Genomic DNA, 22,203 nt, shown 5'->3' on the forward strand with positions numbered 1-22,203 from the left:
AGATCCATTCCCCATTCACCAGGAAGCGTAAGCACTGATAAGATGCGAACAATTGCAGAAATTAACGAGAAAATTAAGCGCCAACGTGCGGTAGTGTTGACAACTGAAGAATTAAAAGCACGAGTTGTAGAAATCGGTGTTACTAAAGCTGCTAAAGAAGTTGATGTAATTACCACTGGTACTTTTGAGCCGATGGAATCAAGTGGTGCAATTATCAATCTGGGACATACTGATCCCCCGATAAAAATTCGCCGTTGTTGGTTAGATGGCGTGCCAGCATACTCTGGTTTTGGTGCAGTAGATTTATATTTGGGTGCGAGTTGTGCTGTAGAGACGACGGATGGGGAAGAACTGCGAGAACGTGGTGGCGGTCATGTAATAGAAGATTTGATCGCTGGTAAATCTATACACGTGAAAGCACAAGGACAAGTAACAGATTGTTACCCCAGAGCAAATTTTGAAACTACAATTACCAATGACACAATTAATCAGTTTTATTTATTCAATCCGCGCAATCTTTATCAAAATTTTATTGTTGGTGTAAATGGTGGCGATCGCCCCCTCTTCACTTATCTCGGTCCTTTACAACCGCGTCTGGGGAATGCTGTTTATTCTAATCCCGGTGCGATTTCCCCCTTACTCAACGACCCCGATTTGCAGCTCATTGGTATAGGTACTCGAATTTTTTTAGGCGGTGGTATTGGCTATGTCGCTTGGGAAGGCACTCAGCACTTCCCCTTACAAAAGCGTTTAGCTAATCGTACACCGATTGGGCCTTCTGCCACTTTAGCTTTAATTGGTGATGCCAAGCAAATGGATGCTCATTGGGTGCGGGGGTGTTATTTCAAAAGTTATGGTCCCTCATTAATGTTAGGAGTTGGTGTACCACTACCTGTATTAAATGAACAAGTAATTGAACACTGCGCCGTCCAAGATCAAGACTTAGTAGCCCCAATAGTAGATTTTTCCATTCCCCGACGCGTCCGTCCCACCTTTGGTTTGGTCAGTTACGCCCAACTCAAATCTGGGCGGATCACCATAGAGGGCAAAGCAGTACGCTCTGCCCCCTTAGCGAGTTTGTTTTTTTCTAGGCAAGTCGCTCTAGAGTTGAAAAAGTGGATCGAAGCAGGTACGTTTACCCTTACAGAACCAGTTTCTCCAATTCCGATGGAGCGATCTTTTCTACCCCAAGACCGTCGGACGGATTTTTGATTGGAGCAGGGGAGCAGGGGCGCAGAGGAGCAGAGGTGAAGTAGCAGTAAGTCTTTCCCCTCTGCCCCTCCACACCTCTGCCTCTTGTACCCCATGCCCCATGCCCCATGCCCAATGCCCAATACCTAATGCCCCATTCATTCCCTACTCTTGAGTCGGTTTCGGTCGCTTGATGGGTTTAGGAGCGGGTGTTTTTGGTATAGGTTTTGACACCACTGAAGGGTCGCCGCCTGTACTTGTTTTCTTGATGGGACGAGGAGTTTCGCCAGTGCGTCTGGGGGGGAATGGTTTTCTACCACCAGCACCACCACCACTGCCAGCACGAGGCCCACCTTTAAATGGTGGTTTGCGTTTTTTGGGCAAATCAGCGATCGCTTCAGCTTTTTCTACTACTAAAACGTCTGCTTCCCGCTTGGCTTGGAAGTCCCAGAATTTACCCACTGCTTTGGTAGTTAGTACACCCCTCAATTTCAACTTAAAATATTTGGGTTTGTCAGTTGATTTGCGTGGAGCCTGCCTAATTTTGACTACCAAGCTTTTAGCATCAAAAGATTGGTATACTACTTCACCACGAACAGAAAAACCACCATCTGCAACTTCTGATGAAGGTCTGGGGGCAGTTGTATTTAGTTCAGAGTTCTCGGATAAGCCATCATCGAGTGTCTCTAACTCTTGCAACTCAAAATCCGATTCGTCCTCATCTGTTGAGTTTTTCGCCAGATTTTCTGGCTCCCAAACTCCGACGATTTGGATGTGCAAGGTATCATTTTCTTGTCTGGTACGTGGATATACTACCCACAAGTGTTCTTTTTCTAAGTCTAGATGATTTTTGACTAAGCTCATAATCCGGCCTAGGAGGACGGCATTGAGTTCTACACCATCTGCGGTCAGCAGCGTACCTTGAGTAAATTGTTCGCTGCTAGCATGATAGCGACCCCGGACTAACCCGATCGCTCGATACTGCATCGGTTCACTGGGAGGCGGAATCGGTTGCTGGCGATTAATCAAGTTCCCATTTGAGTCAGTCTCGGTGGAGTTGACAGGCAAATTGTCAACTTCTTTAGAGGACTGGGCTGCTATATGAACATTAGCGGCTGCCTCTACGTTAGTTGGGCCCTGGTTAGAGGCAGAAGAATTGGAAGATTCAGGCAACGGCATCAGGTCGGAATTCATAAAAACTCCTTGCGGCGGAGACACATCCCATTGTGGGATTTTACAAAGGCAGCTGGAAAGAGCATTTGTGCGACTGATGAAAGTATATTGGTTTTTCACAAAATCACACTAGGGTACTCTATACAATCCTAAAGGCGCTAAATTTAATGTATAAACACTAAATGTCTAATTTAGCGGCTTTACACTAGTTTCGGAAGCATATCATAGCTACAATTCTGACGGCTCCTCCTAAAGTCATCACTTACTTTAGCAGTGTGGATAGTTAATTGTTATAAAATTCACAGGCAATTGGCGGTATTCCGCAAAGTTTTGGAAATTTTTAACTTTACGATTTGTGTAAATGATAATGTCATTAGAGTTCAGGAGAAAGACAAAACTGTGTCTCAACCGCGCAATCGTTGGATAGTTCAAGTCGTCTTAGCGGTGGCAATTCTTGCTTTTGTGGGTGTTTCGGTGATTCCCATAATTGGAGCATTTAATAATACGCCACCCTCAAGTCAAAATACCGCTAGCACCAGAGGCAGTTTGCCCTCCGCTGACCAAAAATCAAAACTGGAAGACGAAGTACGGGGTTATGAACAGGTTTTGCTAAGGGAACCAGAAAATCAGACTGCGCTTAAGGGTCTGTTACAGGCACGGCTGCAATTACTGAGTCAAAAAGATAAAAGCGAGGTTAAACCAGCTGATATCCAAGTTGTCATTGAACCTTTAGAAAAGCTAGCCAAGCTGAATCCCGAACAGTCAGAATATTCAGTGTTACTAGCTCAAGCCAAACAGCAAATTGGCGATCGCGAAGGAGCTGCTCAAGCTTATCGCTCGATTTTGTCCACGAAACCAGGCGACTTGAAGGCTTTGCAAGGAATGGTGGCTCTATTGATCAGTCAGCAACGCCCCGAAGCAGCCATTGGTTTGTTGCAAGAAACCCTCTCTAACGCAGCCCAAGCAAATACAATTCAGCCTGGAAGTGTAGATATAGTAGCAGTGCAGGTGCTGTTAGGTTCTGTTCATGCTTCCCAGAAACGCTACGCTCAAGCTAGCTCTGTTTATGATCAGGCAATTAAGAAAGATCCCAAAGATTTTCGCCCTGTCGTGGCAAAAGCGATGCTCCTGAAACAACAGGGCAAAGACGCAGATGCAAAACCTTTATTTGATAGTGCCGCAGCTTTAGCACCTGCTAAGTACAGAGACGAAATTAAGAAGGCAGGAACAGTTTCCCCCATTCCTAAATCTGCTTCATCTCCCGCGCCTTCATTGGGAAATACTCCTAAGTAATGGGCATTGGGCATTGGGCATTGGGCATTGGGCATTGGGAAAGAGGACGCAGGAGGCAGAAGGCAGAAGTTCTTTAATTTTGAAATTTTGAATTGATTTCTCCCCTACTTCTTCTCTTCACGCTCCTTCAATGGCAGCAACAATACCAAAGACTAAAAAGAGGCATCCGCCAATCAGAGTGAGTTGACGCTCAGAAATGCGTCCGGCAATCATTTTGCCGCCGATAACTGCGATCGCAGCACAAATGGCATGTCCTAAAATTGCACCTATTGTCACTCCAATGGGGTTATTGCCTGCTGCTAGGGCAATGGTAGCAATTTGAGTGCGATCGCCCCACTCTGCCATAAATGTCAACACAAAGGCTTCTACGACAATTGCTAAGGAAGTTTTTTGCTTTGATAACTGCAAATCTGCTTGTTTCACCGCAGCTTGGGCCTCTTCTACAACTTCTGTATCACAAGAAGCAGCTGACATCTTACTCGCGTCATATAACAGCTTGATACCGAAGGCAATAAATAAAGCTATTTCGGCGTAATGAATATAAACTTTTGGCAACAAAGATACTGCTTGTCCAAATAGCACCGAAAGGATTGTCATCGCGGCTAAAGCAGCTGTCACACCTATAAATACTAGTCGCCGCGGGTGGTGCATTGCCAAAATTACAGCAATAAAAAATGTTTTATCGCCTAGTTCGGAAACTGTAATTAATAATAAACCTGCGGTAAAAGCTGTTAGCACTCTCTCAAGCTCCTGAAGAATCGTTTACCGATGTGAAGCTTGATGAGAACCAAAAGACCTCACCAAGTTTACACTTTTCGGTGTGAACTTAGTGAAGGTCTCGCTTTCAAATATTGATTATTTGCCATCTGAACCAGGCTCATCGCCAGTATGTTGATTCAGATGTACTGGCTTTTATATTTTTTGCCAGCAGCTACTCCCCTTCTATGCAATCGCAATTATACATATTTTTCATGTATAAGTAAAGAGTAGGGAATAGAGAGGTATAACTTTAGAGTGAAACAGCACATATAGAACGATTCAGTGCTTACTCAGGTAAAAACTCATCATCTGTGACTTCTGCTCGCTGGTATGGACAGTTCAGAGGAAAGGATTCCATTGACAAGCCAGTTTCAGCTTTTGCTTGTTTAACTGCTTGTGCATAACACTCAGCAAAAACTATCTCAAGATAGGATTTGAGACTAGGTGAATCATCTAGAGCTTCTTTGACGCGTCTACGATATTCAATGATGCTTGCTTCCCAGCTACCACTTCTTTTGTCGGGCTGAAATTGCCATTTGAGCAAATGCATCAGAATTACAATCAGATTACTCTTGAGACTCCGGCGCTCACTCCTTCCTATATCGGCAATTTCTTCAATTAGGTTCTCCCACTCAACGTTTGCATAATCCTGATTTTGCAATTTTTCTACAGTCGTTTCTAGCCATTGCAAGTAATCAGTCTCATATAGGGTTTGGGAATGCGCCTTTAGGGAAGACATAGCAGTTTCCATCAGAAATCTTTAGATAATTCTCACATATCTTTACAATTAACATCGGTGCGTCACATCTTAATGCACCCTACGGACTAAAGTAATTGCCAATTGTCTAACTAATCAACTTTAAGCTTTGCCAATATCTCTAGGCGTTTCAGATAATTCTTCATGTGTTCAGCACTGTGTGTTGGAACACAACCATCGTTGTAGAGATAAATTGTGTCTGTATTTGAATCACCTTTGTAAGACAGTTTTGCTGCTGTTGCTGAACCTATACTTTTCAATTTCACGCAAATAGGATACTCTTCATACTTAATATGTTCCCTGGTCTTAAAACCAACTGGCTTGTATTCCTTATTAAGCACTATGTATCTTTCGTCAGGTTGTTTTTCAATGCAATAAGGAAGAAATACTTGCTCTGAAATAGTTAAGCGCCATATCATTTTCTTTGTCTACAACTTTACTAAAGTCAGAGGTGACGTAATAATCACCTCAACCATTACTTACTTACCTGCACATAATACTAATTAATTCAAAAAAATGAATCTATGAATCATGCACAAGGGTAACGCCACCTCCTGTATCATCAGGCAAGTCCAACCAACTTGGCGCTTAGTTCCCAGACGCGATCGCCTTTGTCGTCATCACGGGCTTGAGGAGAGACTTTTTGCACAAAAGACTTGCCATCTTTCTTCTGGCGATTTCCCCAACTCCAATAAACACCGGATTGATTATACTCAGGATCGGCAACCACAGCAGCAACCCGTTCTCCCGCCAACTCTTGAGATACATATCCCCCAGTCACATACTTCTGGAATAATGGGAAGATTTTCTGAAACAGGGGATAGTGGTTTCTAAATAGCGGCGTTTCTGCAACACATCCCGGATAGAGAGAATTGAAGACGATACCAGTTGACTCGTGATAGCGATCGTGCAGTTCCCGCATAGTCAGCACGTTGCAAACTTTGCTGTCTTTGTAAGCTTTGACTGGTTCAAATTTCTTGCCATCAATCATCGATATTGGCTCTTTAAACCCTTCTGCAAAGCCTTGCAAATCGCCCAAGTCGGGACGTGGCGGAATCTTCCCACCGAGTTCGTCTGGGTTGTGCGTGACTGTTCCTAAAATTACGAGCCTTGGCTCTAAAGATGACTTCTTCAGATCCTCTAGCATCAGGTTGCACAATAGGAAATGACCCAGATGATTGGTAGTGACAGTTAACTCGTAACCTTCTGGACTGCGTAAAGGCTCTTTGATTAAGGGCATATAAATTGCAGCGTTGCACACCAAAGCGTCTAAAGACTTTCCAGTGGCTCGGAAGTTCTTCACAAACTGTCGGACACTTTCCAAGGAGCCAAGGTCAATATGTATGCTGGTATAACTGTTGTAGGGGATTTCCACAGCTTGAGCAGCTTTTTGTGCCTTTGCTAAATCCCGACATGCCAGTACCACATACCATCCTTTATCAGCAAGAGCTTTTGCAGCATATAAACCCACCCCCGAAGAGGCACCCGTAATTATAACCGTTGGTTTCTGATGTTGTTCCATTCTGTTGAGCGTACATTGACTGTCTCTAGGATCTCATACCAGTGAGCCATGATTGTCATCAGCTTTTTCAAGGCTGCATTAGGTTGAACTAAGTAAGTGGGCGAGAAAATCCCTAAGTATTTTACGAAATGTAAATACAGCACATACTTTACAAATTCGTTATTTCACCGTTTTTACAAAACTAAATATATATTGGTTTTATCGTGCTTACCGACTTAACCTCTATATAAAAAACCTTCAAAAAAATAATTATAATAACATTTTTGGTATACTAAATTAATTGCAATCTTAACTTTTTCTGTTTTCAAGTATTTTTTTTTCAGAGATATTTCAGATGTATATTATTACTAGGCTGGAAAGTATAAGTAAATTGCCTAGCTGTTTAACAATTTATACTCTGTGGATAAGCTTCTAGAATCTATAAAAAAAATTCTGCAAGACAAGCCTCTCGATTCAATTCAATGGTTTGTGCTCTATCAATCGTGGTTGGGCAAAACTTACGGTGAAATGGCAGAGGTATCAGGCTACGGCAACAATTACATCAAGGAAGTTGGTTCTGAGTTGTGGCAAGACCTTTCTATAGCACTTGGAAAAAGAATAACGAAAAAAAATCTCCATTTAGCCTTGAGTAACCACTTGCAAGACGAGATAGATAATCAGGAAAATCAGATCCAACAAAAGTTCGGTGAAGAATTTAGCTTAGAAATGGTTTCTCCAGACTTTTTTTTAGCAAGCAAGATAGAATTTCCTAGCGGGCCTGTAACGCTGGGTTCTCCTCTTTACATCAATCGCCCTTCCCTAGAAGAACTTGTTTGTAATGAGATTTTACACCCTGGTTGCTTAATCCGGATCAAAGCACCTAAAAAGATGGGAAAAAGTTCCCTGCTCAATCGGATGATTGCTTATGCTAGAGAGCAAGATTATCAAATTGTCTATTTGGACTTTCAAGAAGCTGACCAAGACGTTTTTGCTTCCCTGGATAAATTTTTGCGTTGGTTTTGTGTAAATGTCAGTAGGCAGTTAAATCTCCTTTCTTGTGTAGATGATTTTTGGGATATAGAAATGGGCAGCAAGGTAAGCTGCAAAATCTATTTTGAAGCTTATCTGTTGCAATACATTAATGATAGTCCTGTAGTTTTGGCTTTGAATGAAGTCCATCGGATTTTTGAACATCCCAATATTGCCCAAGACTTTCTGCCAATGCTGCGATTTTGGCATGAACAAGCAAAGCAAGATCAGACTTGGCAAAAACTGCGGATGGTGGTGGTTCACACAACAGAAATTTATATTCCGCTTAAGCTCAACCAATCGCCTTTCAATGTAGGGATAACAATTACGCTGCCACCATTTAGCCTTAAGGAGATACAGAATTTGGCATTACGTTATGGACTAGATTGGGCAGCAGACTCGGAAGGAGGAAAATGCCTTGCACCCCTACAAGCAATGGTAGGAGGGCATCCCTATCTGGTTAGCCTTGCATTTTATCATCTATGTCAGGGAGAAATGACGCTGGAGGTGTTATTAGAAACTGCATCTACACCAGTAGGAATTTATGGTCAGCATTTACGAGAACTGTTGACACTACTGCAAGAAGAACCAGAATTAATGTCAGCTATGGAACAGGTAATTGCAACAGAGCAAAAAGTAGAGTTAGATGCGATCGCTGCTTACAAACTAGAAAGTATGGGTTTAGTTCAACTAAACGGCAATCAAGCTAGTGCCATGTGTGAGTTGTATCGTCTTTATTTTAGTCAACAATTTGGAAAGCAAAATAGTGCTAATGCTTCTAGTGAATTTTCTAGATAGTTTTGAGGGTTCATAGTAAGCACTAAAGTTCTTACTACAAACCTAATTACTCATCGATCTTATAGGAGTTTTATAACCTGTCACAATCCAAATTTCTTGATTGAGATATAGAAGTAATTTAAAATTAAAAATCAATTAAATGAAAAATTATCGATACCAAGTTGGTGGTACTCTCACTAGTGACGCTCCTAGCTATGTTGAGCGTAGAGCGGATGTGGAACTTTACGAAGCTTTGAAACAGGGTGAATTTTGCTACATCCTAAGCTGTAGGCAAATGGGTAAATCTTCACTTATGGTAAAAACAAAGCACCGCTTGCAACAAGACGGCTTTAGATGTGCCACCGTTGATATGACTAATATTGGTTGTGAAAATATAACTCCAGAACAGTGGTATAAAGGACTTGTCGGCGACTTATGGTTGGGTTTTAAACTTTTAGGAAAAATCAATTTAAAAACCTGGTGGCAAGAACAAAATGATCTTTCTTTGGTTCAGAAAATCAGTCGGTTTATTTCGGAAATTTTATTAACTCAGTTTCCTAACGAAAGACTATTTATTTTTATTGATGAAATTGATAGTATACTCAGCCTCGATTTCTGTGTTGATGACTTTTTTAACTTGATTCGGTTCTGTTATAACCAACGAGCAATTAATCCAGAGTATCATCGGATTACATTTGTAATTTTTGGGGTGGCGACACCTTCAGAATTAATTCTAAATCGAAATCATACTAAACCGTTTAATTTTGGTAAAGCCATACAAGTAAATGGTTTCACCTTTGAAGAAGCTCAACCACTATCTTTGGGACTGGATATTAAAGACAATCATCCCCAAAAAGTTTTGCAAGAAATATTAGCTTGGACAAAAGGGCAACCATTTCTTACTCAAAAGCTGTGTCGGCTGCTTGTAAATTTATCTCAAGATGATCTGGGTAGAAAGCTGAAAATTCCTCCTGGCACAGAAGAATTTTGGATAGAAAATGTGGTGCGATCGCATATAATCGAGAAATGGGAATCACAAGATGAACCGGAACATTTAAGAACTATTCGCGATCGCATCCTCAGAAACGAAAAATTTGCCGCCAGATTGTTAGGAATTTATCAACAAATCCTCCAAGGAATGAAAGTACCAGCCGACGATAGTCGAGAACAGGTAGAACTGTTGCTGTCTGGTTTGGTAATCAAAAAACAAGGTTGTCTCCAGGTAAAAAACCGAATTTATCAAGAAGTTTTTAATTTAGAATGGGTTGGAAAAAAATTAGCTTACTTGCGCCCCTACTACGAAAGCTTTAATGCATGGGTAGCCTCAGAGGAAAAGGATAAATCTCGCCTATTGCGTGGACAAGCTTTGATGGATGCTCAAACTTGGGCAAATGGTAAAAGCTTGAGCAACTTAGATTATCGATTTTTAGCTGCTAGTGAAGAATTAGATCGGCGAGAATTACAGCAAGCATTAGAGGCTGAACGTGCTCAAGAAGTCGAAGCACGACTTGCAGAACAACAAAAAAGGCTGGCTCAACAAAAGAAAAATGCCACAATAGTGACACTTTTGCTCGTGGGCATGACTATCAAGTTGGTGATTTCTATAGTGTGGGGAGTATCGCTTTTACGAAAGATTGATGCTTTAGAATCACAGCTAAAATGCCTTACTATACCCCTACCATTTTCTCACTGTCCAAAGTCAAGAGCTGCTAAAGAAAGCTCAAAATAACAATCGTTAAAAAAACTTAGTTAGGGACTCAGCTTGAGATTGGCTAACTTTTTGTTCATCGTTAACCACTTATCTAACAATCTCAACAGAACCAAAAACCTCGACTCAAGAAACGCAAGTCTGACCAAAGCTAGCGATGATGTGAGTTAAAATCCTGATATCTTCAATCACTACTCACGCAGACAGCACCCGAAAAAGCGATCGCTATGCTTCAGTATCCCCATCTCGAACAAGCGCTAAAATATCACTTCGGTTATGACCAATTCCGCCCCGGGCAACGGCAAATTATCGAAGATGCGCTGCAAAATCGAGATTTAATGGTTGTGATGCCGACTGGCGGCGGGAAATCTCTATGTTTTCAGTTACCAGCATTGTTAAAAAATGGACTAACGGTGGTGGTGTCGCCGTTAATTGCTTTGATGCAAGACCAAGTAGAAGCGCTGCGAAATAATAATATTAATGCGACATTTCTCAATAGCAGTTTGAATGCTTACAAAGTGCGATTGCGGGAAGAAGCCATCCTCAACGGTAAAGTAAAATTACTCTACGTCGCCCCAGAACGTCTCCTTAGTGAAAGGTTTCTCCCGTTTCTCGATTTAGTTAAAGAAAAAATTGGTATTTCTAGCTTTGCTATTGATGAAGCGCATTGCGTTTCGGAATGGGGACACGATTTTCGCCCAGAATATCGCCAGTTGAAATCTCTGCGGAAACGCTATCCTGATGTCCCTACAGTCGCTCTCACCGCCACAGCAACCGATCGCGTCCGTAGTGATATCATTCAACAATTAGGGCTGAAGCAACCAAGCATCCATCTTGCCAGTTTTAATCGTGAAAATCTTTATTACGAAGTTTGTCCTAAAACTAAATATGCTTACACTGAATTATTAGAACTAATTCGAGAAACTGAAGGTTCAACAATTATTTATTCTTTAACTCGTAAAAAAGTTGATGAACTCACTTTTAAACTGCAAAATGATAAGGTTGTTGTTCTGCCTTATCACGCCGGATTAACTGATGAGGAACGTAGTAGTAATCAAACGCGATTTATTCGAGATGATGTCCGGGTTATGGTAGCAACAGTCGCCTTTGGGATGGGAATTAATAAACCCGATGTGCGGTTGGTAGTTCACTTTGATATGCCTAGAAATATAGAAAGTTATTATCAAGAATCGGGTAGAGCAGGTAGAGACGGAGAACCATCTCGGTGTACAATATTTTTCAGCTTTGGTGATGTTAAAACAATTGAATGGAGTATCGATCAAAAAACTGATCCTCAAGAACAGTTGATTGCCAAACAACAACTGCGACAGATGATCGATTACGCTGAAGGTACTGATTGTCGGCGAACGATTCAACTAGGTTATTTTGGCGAAAGGTTTCCTGGGAATTGCGGTAACTGTGACAATTGTCGTCATCCCAAACCCATGCAAGATTGGACAGTTGAAGCCATGAAGTTTTTATCTTGTGTGGCGCGTTGCAAAGAAAGGTTTGGGATGCTACACATAATTGATGTGTTGCGGGGGGCAAAAAAAGACAAAATTATCCAGTACGAACACGATAAACTTTCTACTTATGGTATTGGTAAAGATAGAACTGTAGATGAATGGCGAATGTTAGGGCGATCGCTTTTACATCAAGGGTTAATAGAACAAACTAGCGATGGTTACTCAGTTTTAAAACTAAATGCTTTAAGTTGGCAAGTAATGCGAAAACAACGCACAGTTTCGCTAGCTGTAACCACAGTTCAAAAGATTACCTGGGAAGAGGGGAGTGAAAAAGCAGAAGTTGCAGAAATATTATTACAGAAGTTGCGATCGCTACGTAAACAATTAGCTGATGAGCAATCTGTACCACCTTACGTTATTTTCCACGATTCCACTTTAAAATTGATGGTACAGGTGCAACCCCAAAACTTAGCTGAATTTGCCAAACTCTCTGGTGTAGGTAGTCATAAACTCGCTCAATATGGCGAAAAGTTTATTACAGAAATTCGCGCCTACCGCCAAGAAAAAGGTTTGCAAAATAAATCTGTTACTTCCGTATCCTCTCGCAACTCATCTTCTTCTTACACCGAATTGCAGACATTACAATTACATCAACAAGGTTTAAATATTGCTCAAATTGCCCAAAAACGCAACCTTAGTCCGGCAACAGTTAGCAATCATCTAGAAAAACTAATTGAAAAAAATCAGCCAGTTGATTTAAATCAATTAATACCTCTAGAACATCAACAAAAAATTTGGCAAGTTTTAGAAGTACTCGGAGACATTTCCCTCACTCCCATCAAAGAACAACTAGGTGAAAGTTACACTTTTGATGAAATTCGCTTAGTGCGGTGTAAGTGGCGGCGCGAAAATCGTAAATAAAATTTACTTAGGACAAGTAATAAAAAACATAATGATTGTTTTGTTATGAATGACAAGAAAAAGTCCTGTTATTAAGGATGGAAAAAACTATCGTATTTCTAACTCTTCCTACTGGCAACTATCTGCACAAAAACTTGCTGACAAAATTAATGCCTTTCTAAACGATTCTGAACAGGAATTTCTGATACTCACTCAAGATAACTCTAACCCTCTTATACTGGTTGGCTGGTTTTGCGTTTTATTTGGTGCATTTTGTTTAAGTCTTACTATTTGCTCATATATTTGTTTTTTGAAAGACTAGATAAGGAAGCTAAACTTAAATTTTATGATTAAAATACAAGAGCAAGATTAAAAAAGTTAGGCAATGAGTCAGATGCTTAATACAGGAGTACGCTGGACAACTCAGGATGTGGAACTGTTACCAGAAAATGAAGGCACGCGCTACGAGATAGTTGATGGAGAATTATTTATGACCAGGGCACCTCACTTTAAACATCAGCAAACTTGTGGCAGAATTTTCCAACAGCTTAACATTTGGTCAGATTCTACTGGTTTAGGAGAAGCTGTTATCAACCCTGGTGTTTTATTTTCAGAATCAGATAATGTGATTCCTGATGTAGTTTGGGCTACTAAAGAAACCTTGGCGCTAACATTGGATGAAGCAGGACATTTAACTGGCGCACCAGATTTAGTAGTCGAAGTTTTGTCTGCTAGCAACGAAGACCTAAGACGAGATAAAGAAGCTAAACTTAAACTTTATTCTTCCAGAGGAGTAAAAGAATATTGGATTGCTGATTGGCGATCGCGTAAACTAGAGGCTTATCGGCGCGAACAAAGTCAACTTAACTTGGTAGCAACTTTATTTAGTAATGATAATATAATTTCTCCGCTATTGCCTGGTTTTAGCTGTACTGTAAACCAGTTTTTTCCTGTATAAATTTTAGGTTGAATGGAAAAACAAATCTCAAGTAGCGGATTAACTAAAGTCCAGGTACTGATTATGGCGATCGCATCTGGTGTCTGTGTTGCTAACGTTTATTATAATCAGCCAATCCTCAAAGATATTGCATCATCTTTTCGAGTCAGTGAAGGCGAAGCGGGTAGCATCTCTGTGCTTACGCAAGTTGGTTACGGTTTGGGGCTTTTCTTTTTAATTCCCTTGGGCGATAAAATCAACAAGAAAAAATTAATTCTTTGTTTACTGATATGTTTGTTTTGTTTGTTGATAGCCATGACGTTTTCACAAAACATCGTCCAAGTTTGGATATTGAGCGTAGCAATTGGGATTGCGACAGTCTCTGCTCAGATTATTCTACCTTTAGCAGCAAGTATAGATAGAGTAACTACAGGTCAAACTGTAGGCAACATTTTTACTGGTATATTGATTGGAGTTTTAGGAGCAAGGGTTTTTAGTGGCTATATTGCTGAATGGTTGAGTTGGCGTTATGTATATGGATTTTCGGCAGTAATGATTTTAATTGTTATTGTTTTATTAAAAATATACTTGCCTAATGTCAAAAATGAATTTGATGGTTATTATTTAGAATTATTAAGCTCAACACTTCAGCAATTAAAACGTTTTTCATTATTAAGAGAAGCGTCTTTAATTAGCGGGTTATTGTTTGGTGTCTTTTGCTCATTTTGGACAACACTAACTTTCCATTTAAGTGGAGCGCCTTTTTATTTTAAATCTGACACAATTGGGATGTATGGCTTTGTGGCGATCGCAGGTGCATTGATGGCACCAGTTTTTGGTAAACTAGCCGATCGAGGTAACTCCCAACGTTCCTTGACTATTGCTGTATCGATGGTGATTGCAAGTTTAGTAATTGCTAAAATTGCTTCTAATTCTGCACTAGCGATCGCTGTTGCTGTATTGTTAGTAGATGTAGGTGTACAGGCAGTCCAAGTCACCAATGTTGCAAGGATATACACTCTTGATGCTCAATCGAATAGTCGCATCAACACAGTTTATATGACTACCTATTTTATCGGCGGTGCTGTAGGTACTAGTATTGGCTTATTATGCTGGAATCTTGGTGGCTGGAATTTAGTAACCTGGCAAATGTTAGTTTTTACTTTGCTGGCATTTTTTATTATCGTCAGACCTAAAATAATTACAGCAAGAACAAATAAATAATCAAACTCTCGTTTTTGATTAAAATAACAAAAAGTAGAAGGTCGAGGTTAACACACTCATTCTTTTCCCAAAACAAGATGTGTATAACTTATGGTTCAGATATCGCCTTGCACCAATAACTAAGTTTTCTCCTCATCAAGGCGATATCTACAGATAATCAGTTTACATTAAGAAAAACTGGGAATTTCCGAGTTGGAATCTTGTGATGTAATAGCAGACTTTGAAGGCTCAGTGTTTTGGTTTTTTACAGGCATAATTACAGATAGCAGCTTAGGCAGTGCTAGGCAGACTACAGTATTTAACAGCGTCAGAAATATACCATCTATCAAACTCATATATTAATCTTCTCCGTTTGAAAATTGGTGGTAACTATATTTATTAGTTTGAAGCAAAATCAGTAGAATTGCTTAAAAACAGAATTTAGATTTATTTTAGAGAATATAAGCTAGATAAATATATTTTTATCCTATAGCAAGCCGATTTGATTTTTGAAAACATCTAAGTATATGCAGGAAATGTTATCACGTAGCGTTACAGCGTCCGTCACAGGTCAAACTTAGTTATAATCCCAGCTTACCTAAAGATATTGCTGATTGTCCGCACCTGCCTGGGAATAGCACAGCAAAATCTTTGTATGTATATAACACTCCCAATTCATCGTACATTTTCATGTACAAATTTCCTTTTGGGAATAACGCAGGCGCTATTTGTGCTGTTCGTTCTTGGTATTTCCCCTTGATTCTTTGGATGCAGCGTCATACCTCTACTTTTTATATCTTCTGACTTGCTGCTTTGAGACGTGTTAGGGGGTAAGACCCCTTATTCGCCAGATGTTCCTCACAGAAGTCGGGGAGCTGAGTCTCTCGGTGGAGAGCAAATTAAATAGGATTGCTATATATATGAAATTAGAGCTAAGTACGAATTAAAAAATATAATTTTAATCTATCAAAAGGATGAGATACAAGGATCAAAATTTCCTATATCTAAAGAAATTAAATACAAATATTTAATCTAAAAGTATACTTCTGACAGAGGATGTAAAACAAAAATAGACATAGTAAATTAAAATCAATATTAATCAAAGTTCCTAAGTAATTCAGACAAGTGTGCTATACACGAGCTTGGAACAGCCTAAAACTTTGTTAAAATCAGCAACACACAAACTATGAACTCTACCACCGAAAAACGTATCGCCTTGATTTCCGTCCACGGAGACCCAGCGATTGAAATAGGGAAAGAAGAAGCTGGGGGACAAAATGTTTATGTGCGCCACGTGGGTGAAGCACTAGCGCAGCTGGGATGGCAAGTTGATATGTTTACCCGCAAAGTGAGTCTGGAGCAAGACTCGATTATTGAACATAGCAACAATTGTCGAACTATTCGTTTAAAAGCTGGCCCCCTTGAGTTTGTGCCGCGAGATGAAATTTTTGAATATCTGCCAGAATTTGTGGATAATTTCCTCAAATTTCAAGTAAAAAATGATGTTACATACGAGTTAGTTCATACTAACTATTGGCTCTCTAGTTGGGTGGGGATGCAGTTAAAGAAAATCCAAAAGAGTAAACAGGTTCACACCTACCACTCCTTAGGAGCAGTCAAGTACAACACTATAGAAGATATTCCTATGATTGCTAGTCAGCGATTAGCAGTGGAAAAACAGGTGTTGGAAAATGCAGAGCGAATTGTGGCGACAAGTCCGCAAGAACAGGAACATATGCGATCGCTAGTTTCCACAAAAGGCAATATCGACATCATTCCCTGTGGTACAGATATTCAGCGCTTTGGTTCCATTGCACGAGAAGCAGCTAGGGCTGAATTGGGAATTGACAAAGAAGCTAAAGTTGTAGTGTATGTAGGGCGTTTTGACCAACGCAAAGGTATAGAAACCTTGGTGCGGGCACTAAACCAGTCTGGATTACGCGATTCCAACAATCTCCAGCTAATTATTGGTGGTGGTAGTACCCCAGGTAACAGCGACGGAATTGAGCGCGATCGCATTGAGCAAATCGTCAACGAATTGGGAATGAGCGACTTTACCATCTTTGCTGGTCGTCTAAGTCAAGATATTTTACCAACTTATTACGCCGCTGCCGATGTTTGCGTTGTTCCCAGTCACTACGAACCCTTTGGACTAGTGGCGATCGAAGCGATGGCAAGCGGTACACCAGTTGTAGCAAGTGATGTCGGCGGACTTCAGTTTACTGTAGTTAATGAAGAAACTGGTTTATTGGCTCCAGCGCAAGATGTAGATGCTTTTGCTTCTGCTATTGACCGAATTCTCCTAAATCCAGAATGGCGAGATGAATTGGGTAAAGCCGGTAGAAAGCGCGTTGAAAGTAAGTTTAGCTGGGATGGTGTCGCAAATCAACTGAGTGAACTTTACACCCAACTGTTGCAGCCACAAACAGTAGCGTCAACAGCAAAAGAACTAGTACACTCAACTGCCGAACTAGTGCAATCAACAGCAAAAGAACTAGTACACTCAACCGCCGAACTAGTGCAATCAACAGCAAAAAAGCCAGTTTTGGTTGCTAAATAATTCTTTTGCATCACAGATAATGGTGAGTGAGTAACTCGGATAATATTTTGGGTTTAATTTTGGCAGCGATCGCCTGAGCTTAGAAAACTCAACACCAAAAACAAACTGTATAAAAAACGAACTTATGACTTAAACGCAGAAGCTTATCTGATGATAATTTCTGCGTTTTTTTTATTCGCAGCTATCACCAAACCAAGTAACCGCTATGATAGTTGAGGTCTCTTATGCTTTAACTAAACAAAAATAAAGGCATGGCGATCGCTACCATTTGAATGTTAACAAGTAATCGCTTTGCAACCAGTTGACTTTACCACTCTCACAGCTGCTTGTAGCGAAATCCGCGCTAACTGGCTACCATCACGCTTAGAACAGGTTTATCAGCGCGATCGCTACACGATTGCGATGGCATTACGCACCCTAGAACAGCGAGATTGGCTACAGATTTCTTGGCATCCCCAAGCTGCACATATTTGTATCGGCGATCCACCACCGCGATCGCCAGATACCTTTACCTTTAGCCAACAATTGATACACCAATTGGGTGGTTTAGCATTGGTGGCGATTGAAGCGATCGCTCCTTGGGAGCGTGTTATTGATTTGCAATTTGCCCGTCGTCCTGGAGAAAGCGCTCTATATCATGTCTATGCAGAAATCATGGGCAAGTATAGCAACGTCATTCTCACCGACGCTAACAATATAATTATCACCGCCGCCCATCAAGTCAGTCAGCAACAATCTAGTGTCCGTCCCATCCAAACCGGACAACCTTATGAAACACCACCGAAACTAACTGGAACTGTCCCCTACTTGAATGAATCCCAAGAACGTTGGCAAGAAAGGGTAAGTTTAGTACCAGGAGCAATCAAGCGGCAATTGCTCAAAAGTTATAGTGGTTTGAGTGCAGCACTACTAGAGTTAATGCTGCTAGAAGCAAATATTGCACCAGAAACATCCACCGATACTCTCAACCCCGACGACTGGCGACGGCTGTTTGAGCGTTGGCAAGAATGGCTGCAAGCCTTGGATTCTAGTAAATTTCAACCCGCTTGGACAAAAGATGGTTACACCGTAATGGGTTGGGGTGCAGTTGAAAAGGTCAAAAATATCCAGGAGTTGCTCAACCGCTATTACAGTAATCAGATTGATCAACAGTTATTTTCCCAATTGCGTCATCAGTTGAGTCAGAAATTGAATAATATTCTGGCGAAATTACGGAATAAAGCTCAAACCTTTAAGACGCGCTTGCAGCAATCAGATCGAGCCGATGAGTATCGGCAAAAAGCTGATTTATTGATGGCTCACCTGCAAAACTGGGAACCGGGGATGAAAGAAATTATCCTTGCTGATTTTGAGACAAATTTGCCAATAGCGATCGCTCTGTTGCCAGATAAAAATGCTGTCCAAAATGCCCAAAGTCTTTACAAACAGCACCAAAAGCTGAAACGCGCTCGTGCTGCTGTCGAACCGCTACTATTGGAAGTGCAGACAGAAATTGAGTATTTAGAGCAAGTAGAAGCTGCGATCGCTCAGATAGATAACTACCAAACAGCAGAAGATTTACGAGCTTTAGAAGAAATCCGCGAAGAGTTGATTGGGCAAAAGTATCTAGAAGATCCAGAATACCGCAGCCGCAGTGCCAATGAACCCCCCAGCACCAACTTTCATCGTTACCTTACTCCTGGCGGCTTTGAAGTATTAATCGGTCGTAACAATCGCCAAAATGACCAATTGACCTTTCGCGTAGCAGGGGATTATGACATCTGGTTTCACGCTCAAGAAATTCCAGGAAGCCATGTGCTACTACGTCTAGAACCAGGTGCTATTGCTGAAGAGGCTGATTTGCAATTTGTAGCTAATCTTGCCGCTTACTACAGTCGCGCCCGTCAGAGTGAGCAAGTGCCAGTAGTTTACACTCAGCTAAAACACGTCTACAAACCCAAAGGAGCCAAACCGGGAATTGCTATTTACAAGGAGGAAACCATACTTTGGGGAAAACCGCAATTAAAATAATTCGTAATTCGTAATGACGCTCCTACGTCGCTAACGCTGCGTTAACGTAATTTGTAATTATTCTCCTCATTCCCAATACTGTTTGGTTAAGGCAAGAGACGGCGATTTATCGCGTCTTTGTGATGATTTATCGCATTTTTAGCGATCTAGAATTGTCATCAACCGAATCGTATTGCCCTCATTCTGGCAAACCCTCTACCCGCATCAAATCCAATTCGCGTTCAAATATTTCATCAATTGGCAACATTTGACCATCAACAGTCATAAATTTATGATCTTTTGTTGCCCGAATCAATGAACCATCTTCCAAACAATACTCAAACACCTCTTGTTGTCCGCGATCGTGCCACTGTGCCACAGGTTGGGTGTAAATATTTCCATGATTATCAACACTATATACAGTACATTCAATGCCTTTTTCTACAATTTTTCCAATCGGCATTAATCCATATTCTACGGTCAATATTTCCGTGTCATAGCTTAAACAATATTCAGCAAACTTCAACATTTGCTCAAATAATTCATCCGCAACTTTTTTCTGAACGCCATTTTTTGCTGCGCCATCCACGAATTTTTCTCGCTGCTTTTGCATCTCAGAAACTTTCTTTTTACCCATCGCCCGACGCAGTAAGTCAGCTTGTCCTAAAGAATATCCCGCCATATCTTGAGCAATTTTCATGATTTGCTCTTGATAGACCATAATTCCATAAGTTTCGTCTAATATTGGTTCTAAAATGGTGTGTTGATAATCAATCTTTTCTCGACCATGTTTGCGGTTAATAAATTTAGGAATTAGTCCTGCATCTAATGGCCCAGGTCGATAAAGTGCCAAAATTGAAGAAATATCTTCTATATTAGAAGGTTTCAAATCTCGCACAATCTGACGCATCCCTGAAGATTCTAATTGAAATATTCCTTCTAACTCACCTGCTTCTAATAACTCATAAGTTTTTTGTACATCTTTAGGTAGACTGCTATGTTCACCTTTAGCTAATATCCTCTGGGCTTTTCTTTCCTGGCGAGGAATTTCATCAGGATCGACCCGATATCCTCTCGTTTCTTGAATCAAATCAACAGTCTTTTGAATCAGCGTCAGGTTCCGTAAACCCAGAAAATCCATTTTCAATAAACCCATTGATTCCAGGTCTTCCATGAAATACTGGGTAATCACAGAACCATCATTATTCTTCTGTAGCGGGACAATTTCATCAAGTGGATCGGCGGAAATTACCACACCTGCTGCATGAACACCAAATGTTTTGTTAGTTCCTTCAATTCGCATTGCCATATCAAGCCAATGACGAACATGAGGTTCTTTATCATATTTTTCTTTAAACTCTGGTTCTGGAGTTTTATCGGAAACCATCACCTTGAGTTTCGTTGGTTTCCCCCGAACCACAGGAATTAATTTCGCCATTTTGTCAGCTTCCCCGTAGGGAATATTTAATACTCTGGCAACATCTTTCAAAACTGCTTTAGAAGTTAGGCGGTTAAAAGTAATAATTTGGGCAACTCTATCTGCACCATATTTCTCAGTTACATATTCAATAACTTTATCCCGTTGTTCAATACAGAAATCCGTATCAATATCAGGCATTGATTTCCGTTCTGGGTTCAAGAAACGCTCGAATAGTAACCCATGATGTACAGGGTCAATATTAGTAATTCGCATTGCATAAGCAACTAATGAACCAGCCGCCGAACCCCGACCTGGCCCCACAGGAATATTGTTATCTCTAGCAAATTTGATGTAGTCCCATACAACTAAAAAGTATTTGGAAAAACCCATCTGCTGAATCATTTTCAGCTCGTATTCCAATCTTTCTTTATAGACGGAATCGACTTCCTGGCGAGATTTGCGATTTAATCGTTCTAAAAGTCCTTGCCATGCAACATCTTCGGCGTAAGTGTCAGCAGTATGACCGGAAGGAATGGGAGGTGTAGGAATCTGAGGCTCACCCATAATATGGTAAGGCTCGACTTTATCAGCGACTTCTTCAGTAGTAGCGATCGCTTCGGCAATCACATCATCCGGCAAATGGTCACGAAATAGCTGCCGCATCTCTTCACCAGACTTGAGATACTCTGTACCGCTATAACGCATCCGCTTATCTTCAATAATTAACTTGCCAGTTTGAATGCATAGTAAAGCATCGTGAGCTTCAACGTCAAAACAAGATATAAAATGTGAATCATTAGTAGCAACAATTTTAATCCCTAGCTCCCGCGCAATTTTGACAATTTCCACATTCACAATCCGGTCTTCTTGGGAACCGTGGTCTTGAATTTCTAAATAATAATCATCACCAAATACATCTTTATACCACTGAGCAACTTTCCGGGCGGCATCTGGTCTATTACTGAGAATCGCTTGGGGAACTTCTCCACCCAAACAAGCGCTGGTGACAATCAAGCCTTCATGATATTCTTTTAATAAATCTTTATTAATACAAGGACGAGAAAAAATTCCTTTGCCTTGAACACCTTGGAGGTGAGAAATTGTGGTTAATTTGACTAAATTTTTGTAACCTTTGGTATTTTTAGCTAAAACGACTTGATGATATTTTGGGCGGCGTTCTTGTTTTTCAATATCGCCATTAATTACATACATTTCATTGCCGATAATCGGCTTAATATTTTGACTACGGCAGATTTTGATCAGTTCAACAGCTCCATACATGACACCATGATCGGTAAGAGCGATCGCTTTCATTCCCAGTGCGATCGCTCGATCCACCAACTCTGGAAGCTGACTGGCCCCATCAAGTAGACTGTAGTCACTGTGAATATGTAAAGGAACAAAGGACATAAGCATCTCCAACCACAAGCCAAGATACCTCTAGGGGCCTACCTTGTGGTATACCCTTTCGAGCCAGATTTTGCAAAGCAACGGAATCTTAGATTAACAGTTTTTAACCAAAATTAAAGCTGTTCTTTTT

Annotated in this window: 15 protein-coding genes and 1 pseudogene; 9 read left to right on the forward strand and 7 right to left on the reverse strand. The window is 40.7% G+C overall.

Going from position 1 to position 22,203, the window contains the following annotated elements:
* Positions 1–42: 42 nt before the first annotated feature.
* Complete coding sequence (locus HWQ40_RS31340; RefSeq protein ID WP_292785760.1) at positions 43–1,212, forward strand: homocysteine biosynthesis protein; 1,170 nt, start codon at positions 43–45, stop codon at positions 1,210–1,212.
* 144 nt (positions 1,213–1,356) lie between these two features.
* On the opposite strand, the gene HWQ40_RS31345 is transcribed toward HWQ40_RS31340, so the two are convergent.
* Positions 1,357–2,385: a hypothetical protein gene (locus HWQ40_RS31345; RefSeq protein WP_292785761.1), complete on the reverse strand. Its 1,029-nt coding sequence runs from the start codon at positions 2,383–2,385 to the stop codon at positions 1,357–1,359.
* Positions 2,386–2,763: 378 nt separating this feature from the next.
* Between HWQ40_RS31345 and HWQ40_RS31350 the strand changes: the two genes are divergently transcribed.
* Complete coding sequence (locus HWQ40_RS31350) at positions 2,764–3,657, forward strand: tetratricopeptide repeat protein (protein ID WP_292785762.1); 894 nt, start codon at positions 2,764–2,766, stop codon at positions 3,655–3,657.
* 117 nt (positions 3,658–3,774) lie between these two features.
* Here the strand turns inward: HWQ40_RS31350 and HWQ40_RS31355 are convergent, their stop codons facing one another.
* The 4 genes from HWQ40_RS31355 to HWQ40_RS31370 all read right to left on the reverse strand — a co-directional run bounded on the left by HWQ40_RS31355 (position 3,775) and on the right by HWQ40_RS31370 (position 6,695).
* Positions 3,775–4,395, reverse strand: a complete 621-nt coding sequence (locus HWQ40_RS31355) for a TMEM165/GDT1 family protein (RefSeq protein WP_292785763.1) — start codon at positions 4,393–4,395, stop codon at positions 3,775–3,777.
* Between the two features lie 307 nt (positions 4,396–4,702).
* Positions 4,703–5,167 (reverse strand): DUF29 domain-containing protein, encoded by a 465-nt coding sequence (locus tag HWQ40_RS31360; RefSeq protein ID WP_292785764.1) that lies wholly within the window; start codon positions 5,165–5,167, stop codon positions 4,703–4,705.
* A gap of 98 nt (positions 5,168–5,265) precedes the next feature.
* Entirely contained in the window at positions 5,266–5,592 is a 327-nt protein-coding gene (locus tag HWQ40_RS31365; RefSeq protein ID WP_292785765.1) for a hypothetical protein, read from the reverse strand.
* 143 nt (positions 5,593–5,735) lie between these two features.
* Positions 5,736–6,695: a protochlorophyllide reductase gene (locus HWQ40_RS31370; protein WP_292785766.1), complete on the reverse strand. Its 960-nt coding sequence runs from the start codon at positions 6,693–6,695 to the stop codon at positions 5,736–5,738.
* Between the two features lie 399 nt (positions 6,696–7,094).
* Between HWQ40_RS31370 and HWQ40_RS31375 the strand changes: the two genes are divergently transcribed.
* The 5 genes from HWQ40_RS31375 (at position 7,095) to HWQ40_RS31395 (ending at position 14,715) form a co-directional block, all read left to right on the forward strand.
* Positions 7,095–8,501: an AAA-like domain-containing protein gene (locus HWQ40_RS31375; RefSeq protein WP_292785767.1), complete on the forward strand. Its 1,407-nt coding sequence runs from the start codon at positions 7,095–7,097 to the stop codon at positions 8,499–8,501.
* A 139-nt stretch (positions 8,502–8,640) separates the two neighbouring features.
* Positions 8,641–10,209 (forward strand): AAA-like domain-containing protein, encoded by a 1,569-nt coding sequence (locus tag HWQ40_RS31380; RefSeq protein ID WP_292785768.1) that lies wholly within the window; start codon positions 8,641–8,643, stop codon positions 10,207–10,209.
* Positions 10,210–10,415: 206 nt separating this feature from the next.
* Complete coding sequence (recQ, locus tag HWQ40_RS31385; RefSeq protein ID WP_292785769.1) at positions 10,416–12,575, forward strand: DNA helicase RecQ; 2,160 nt, start codon at positions 10,416–10,418, stop codon at positions 12,573–12,575.
* A gap of 364 nt (positions 12,576–12,939) precedes the next feature.
* A complete protein-coding gene (locus tag HWQ40_RS31390) occupies positions 12,940–13,512 on the forward strand; it encodes a Uma2 family endonuclease (RefSeq protein ID WP_292785770.1) in 573 nt (190 codons plus the stop codon).
* A gap of 12 nt (positions 13,513–13,524) precedes the next feature.
* On the forward strand, positions 13,525–14,715 hold the full coding sequence (locus HWQ40_RS31395) for an MFS transporter (RefSeq protein ID WP_292785771.1): 1,191 nt from the start codon (positions 13,525–13,527) through the stop codon (positions 14,713–14,715).
* A 167-nt stretch (positions 14,716–14,882) separates the two neighbouring features.
* On the opposite strand, the gene HWQ40_RS31400 is transcribed toward HWQ40_RS31395, so the two are convergent.
* A complete protein-coding gene (locus HWQ40_RS31400; RefSeq protein ID WP_292785772.1) occupies positions 14,883–15,050 on the reverse strand; it encodes a hypothetical protein in 168 nt (55 codons plus the stop codon).
* Between the two features lie 830 nt (positions 15,051–15,880).
* On the opposite strand from HWQ40_RS31400, the pseudogene HWQ40_RS31405 reads away from it, so the two are divergent.
* Both HWQ40_RS31405 and HWQ40_RS31410 read left to right on the forward strand, forming a co-directional pair.
* Positions 15,881–17,113 (forward strand): annotated as a pseudogene (locus HWQ40_RS31405) (glycosyltransferase family 1 protein); the annotation flags it as partial.
* A 432-nt stretch (positions 17,114–17,545) separates the two neighbouring features.
* On the forward strand, positions 17,546–19,264 hold the full coding sequence (locus HWQ40_RS31410; protein WP_292785774.1) for an NFACT family protein: 1,719 nt from the start codon (positions 17,546–17,548) through the stop codon (positions 19,262–19,264).
* A 178-nt stretch (positions 19,265–19,442) separates the two neighbouring features.
* On the opposite strand, the gene HWQ40_RS31415 is transcribed toward HWQ40_RS31410, so the two are convergent.
* A complete protein-coding gene (locus tag HWQ40_RS31415; RefSeq protein ID WP_292785775.1) occupies positions 19,443–22,073 on the reverse strand; it encodes a DNA polymerase III subunit alpha in 2,631 nt (876 codons plus the stop codon).
* Positions 22,074–22,203 lie beyond the last annotated feature (130 nt).

Source organism: Nostoc sp. NMS9, from assembly GCF_017114995.1.
GTDB lineage: Bacteria > Cyanobacteriota > Cyanobacteriia > Cyanobacteriales > Nostocaceae > Nostoc.

Excerpts from the sequence above, each read along its gene's own strand:
- recQ (WP_292785769.1), top strand. The coding sequence starts at position 10,416 with ATGCTTCAGTATCCCCATCTCGAACAAGCGCTAAAATATCACTTCGGT.
- HWQ40_RS31415 (WP_292785775.1), bottom strand. The coding sequence starts at position 22,073 with ATGTCCTTTGTTCCTTTACATATTCACAGTGACTACAGTCTACTTGAT.
- HWQ40_RS31345 (WP_292785761.1), bottom strand. The coding sequence starts at position 2,385 with ATGAATTCCGACCTGATGCCGTTGCCTGAATCTTCCAATTCTTCTGCC.
- HWQ40_RS31390 (WP_292785770.1), top strand. The coding sequence starts at position 12,940 with ATGAGTCAGATGCTTAATACAGGAGTACGCTGGACAACTCAGGATGTG.
- HWQ40_RS31400 (WP_292785772.1), bottom strand. The coding sequence starts at position 15,050 with ATGAGTTTGATAGATGGTATATTTCTGACGCTGTTAAATACTGTAGTC.
- HWQ40_RS31370 (WP_292785766.1), bottom strand. The coding sequence starts at position 6,695 with ATGGAACAACATCAGAAACCAACGGTTATAATTACGGGTGCCTCTTCG.
- HWQ40_RS31360 (WP_292785764.1), bottom strand. The coding sequence starts at position 5,167 with ATGGAAACTGCTATGTCTTCCCTAAAGGCGCATTCCCAAACCCTATAT.
- HWQ40_RS31380 (WP_292785768.1), top strand. The coding sequence starts at position 8,641 with ATGAAAAATTATCGATACCAAGTTGGTGGTACTCTCACTAGTGACGCT.
- HWQ40_RS31365 (WP_292785765.1), bottom strand. The coding sequence starts at position 5,592 with ATGATATGGCGCTTAACTATTTCAGAGCAAGTATTTCTTCCTTATTGC.
- HWQ40_RS31340 (WP_292785760.1), top strand. The coding sequence starts at position 43 with ATGCGAACAATTGCAGAAATTAACGAGAAAATTAAGCGCCAACGTGCG.
- HWQ40_RS31395 (WP_292785771.1), top strand. The coding sequence starts at position 13,525 with ATGGAAAAACAAATCTCAAGTAGCGGATTAACTAAAGTCCAGGTACTG.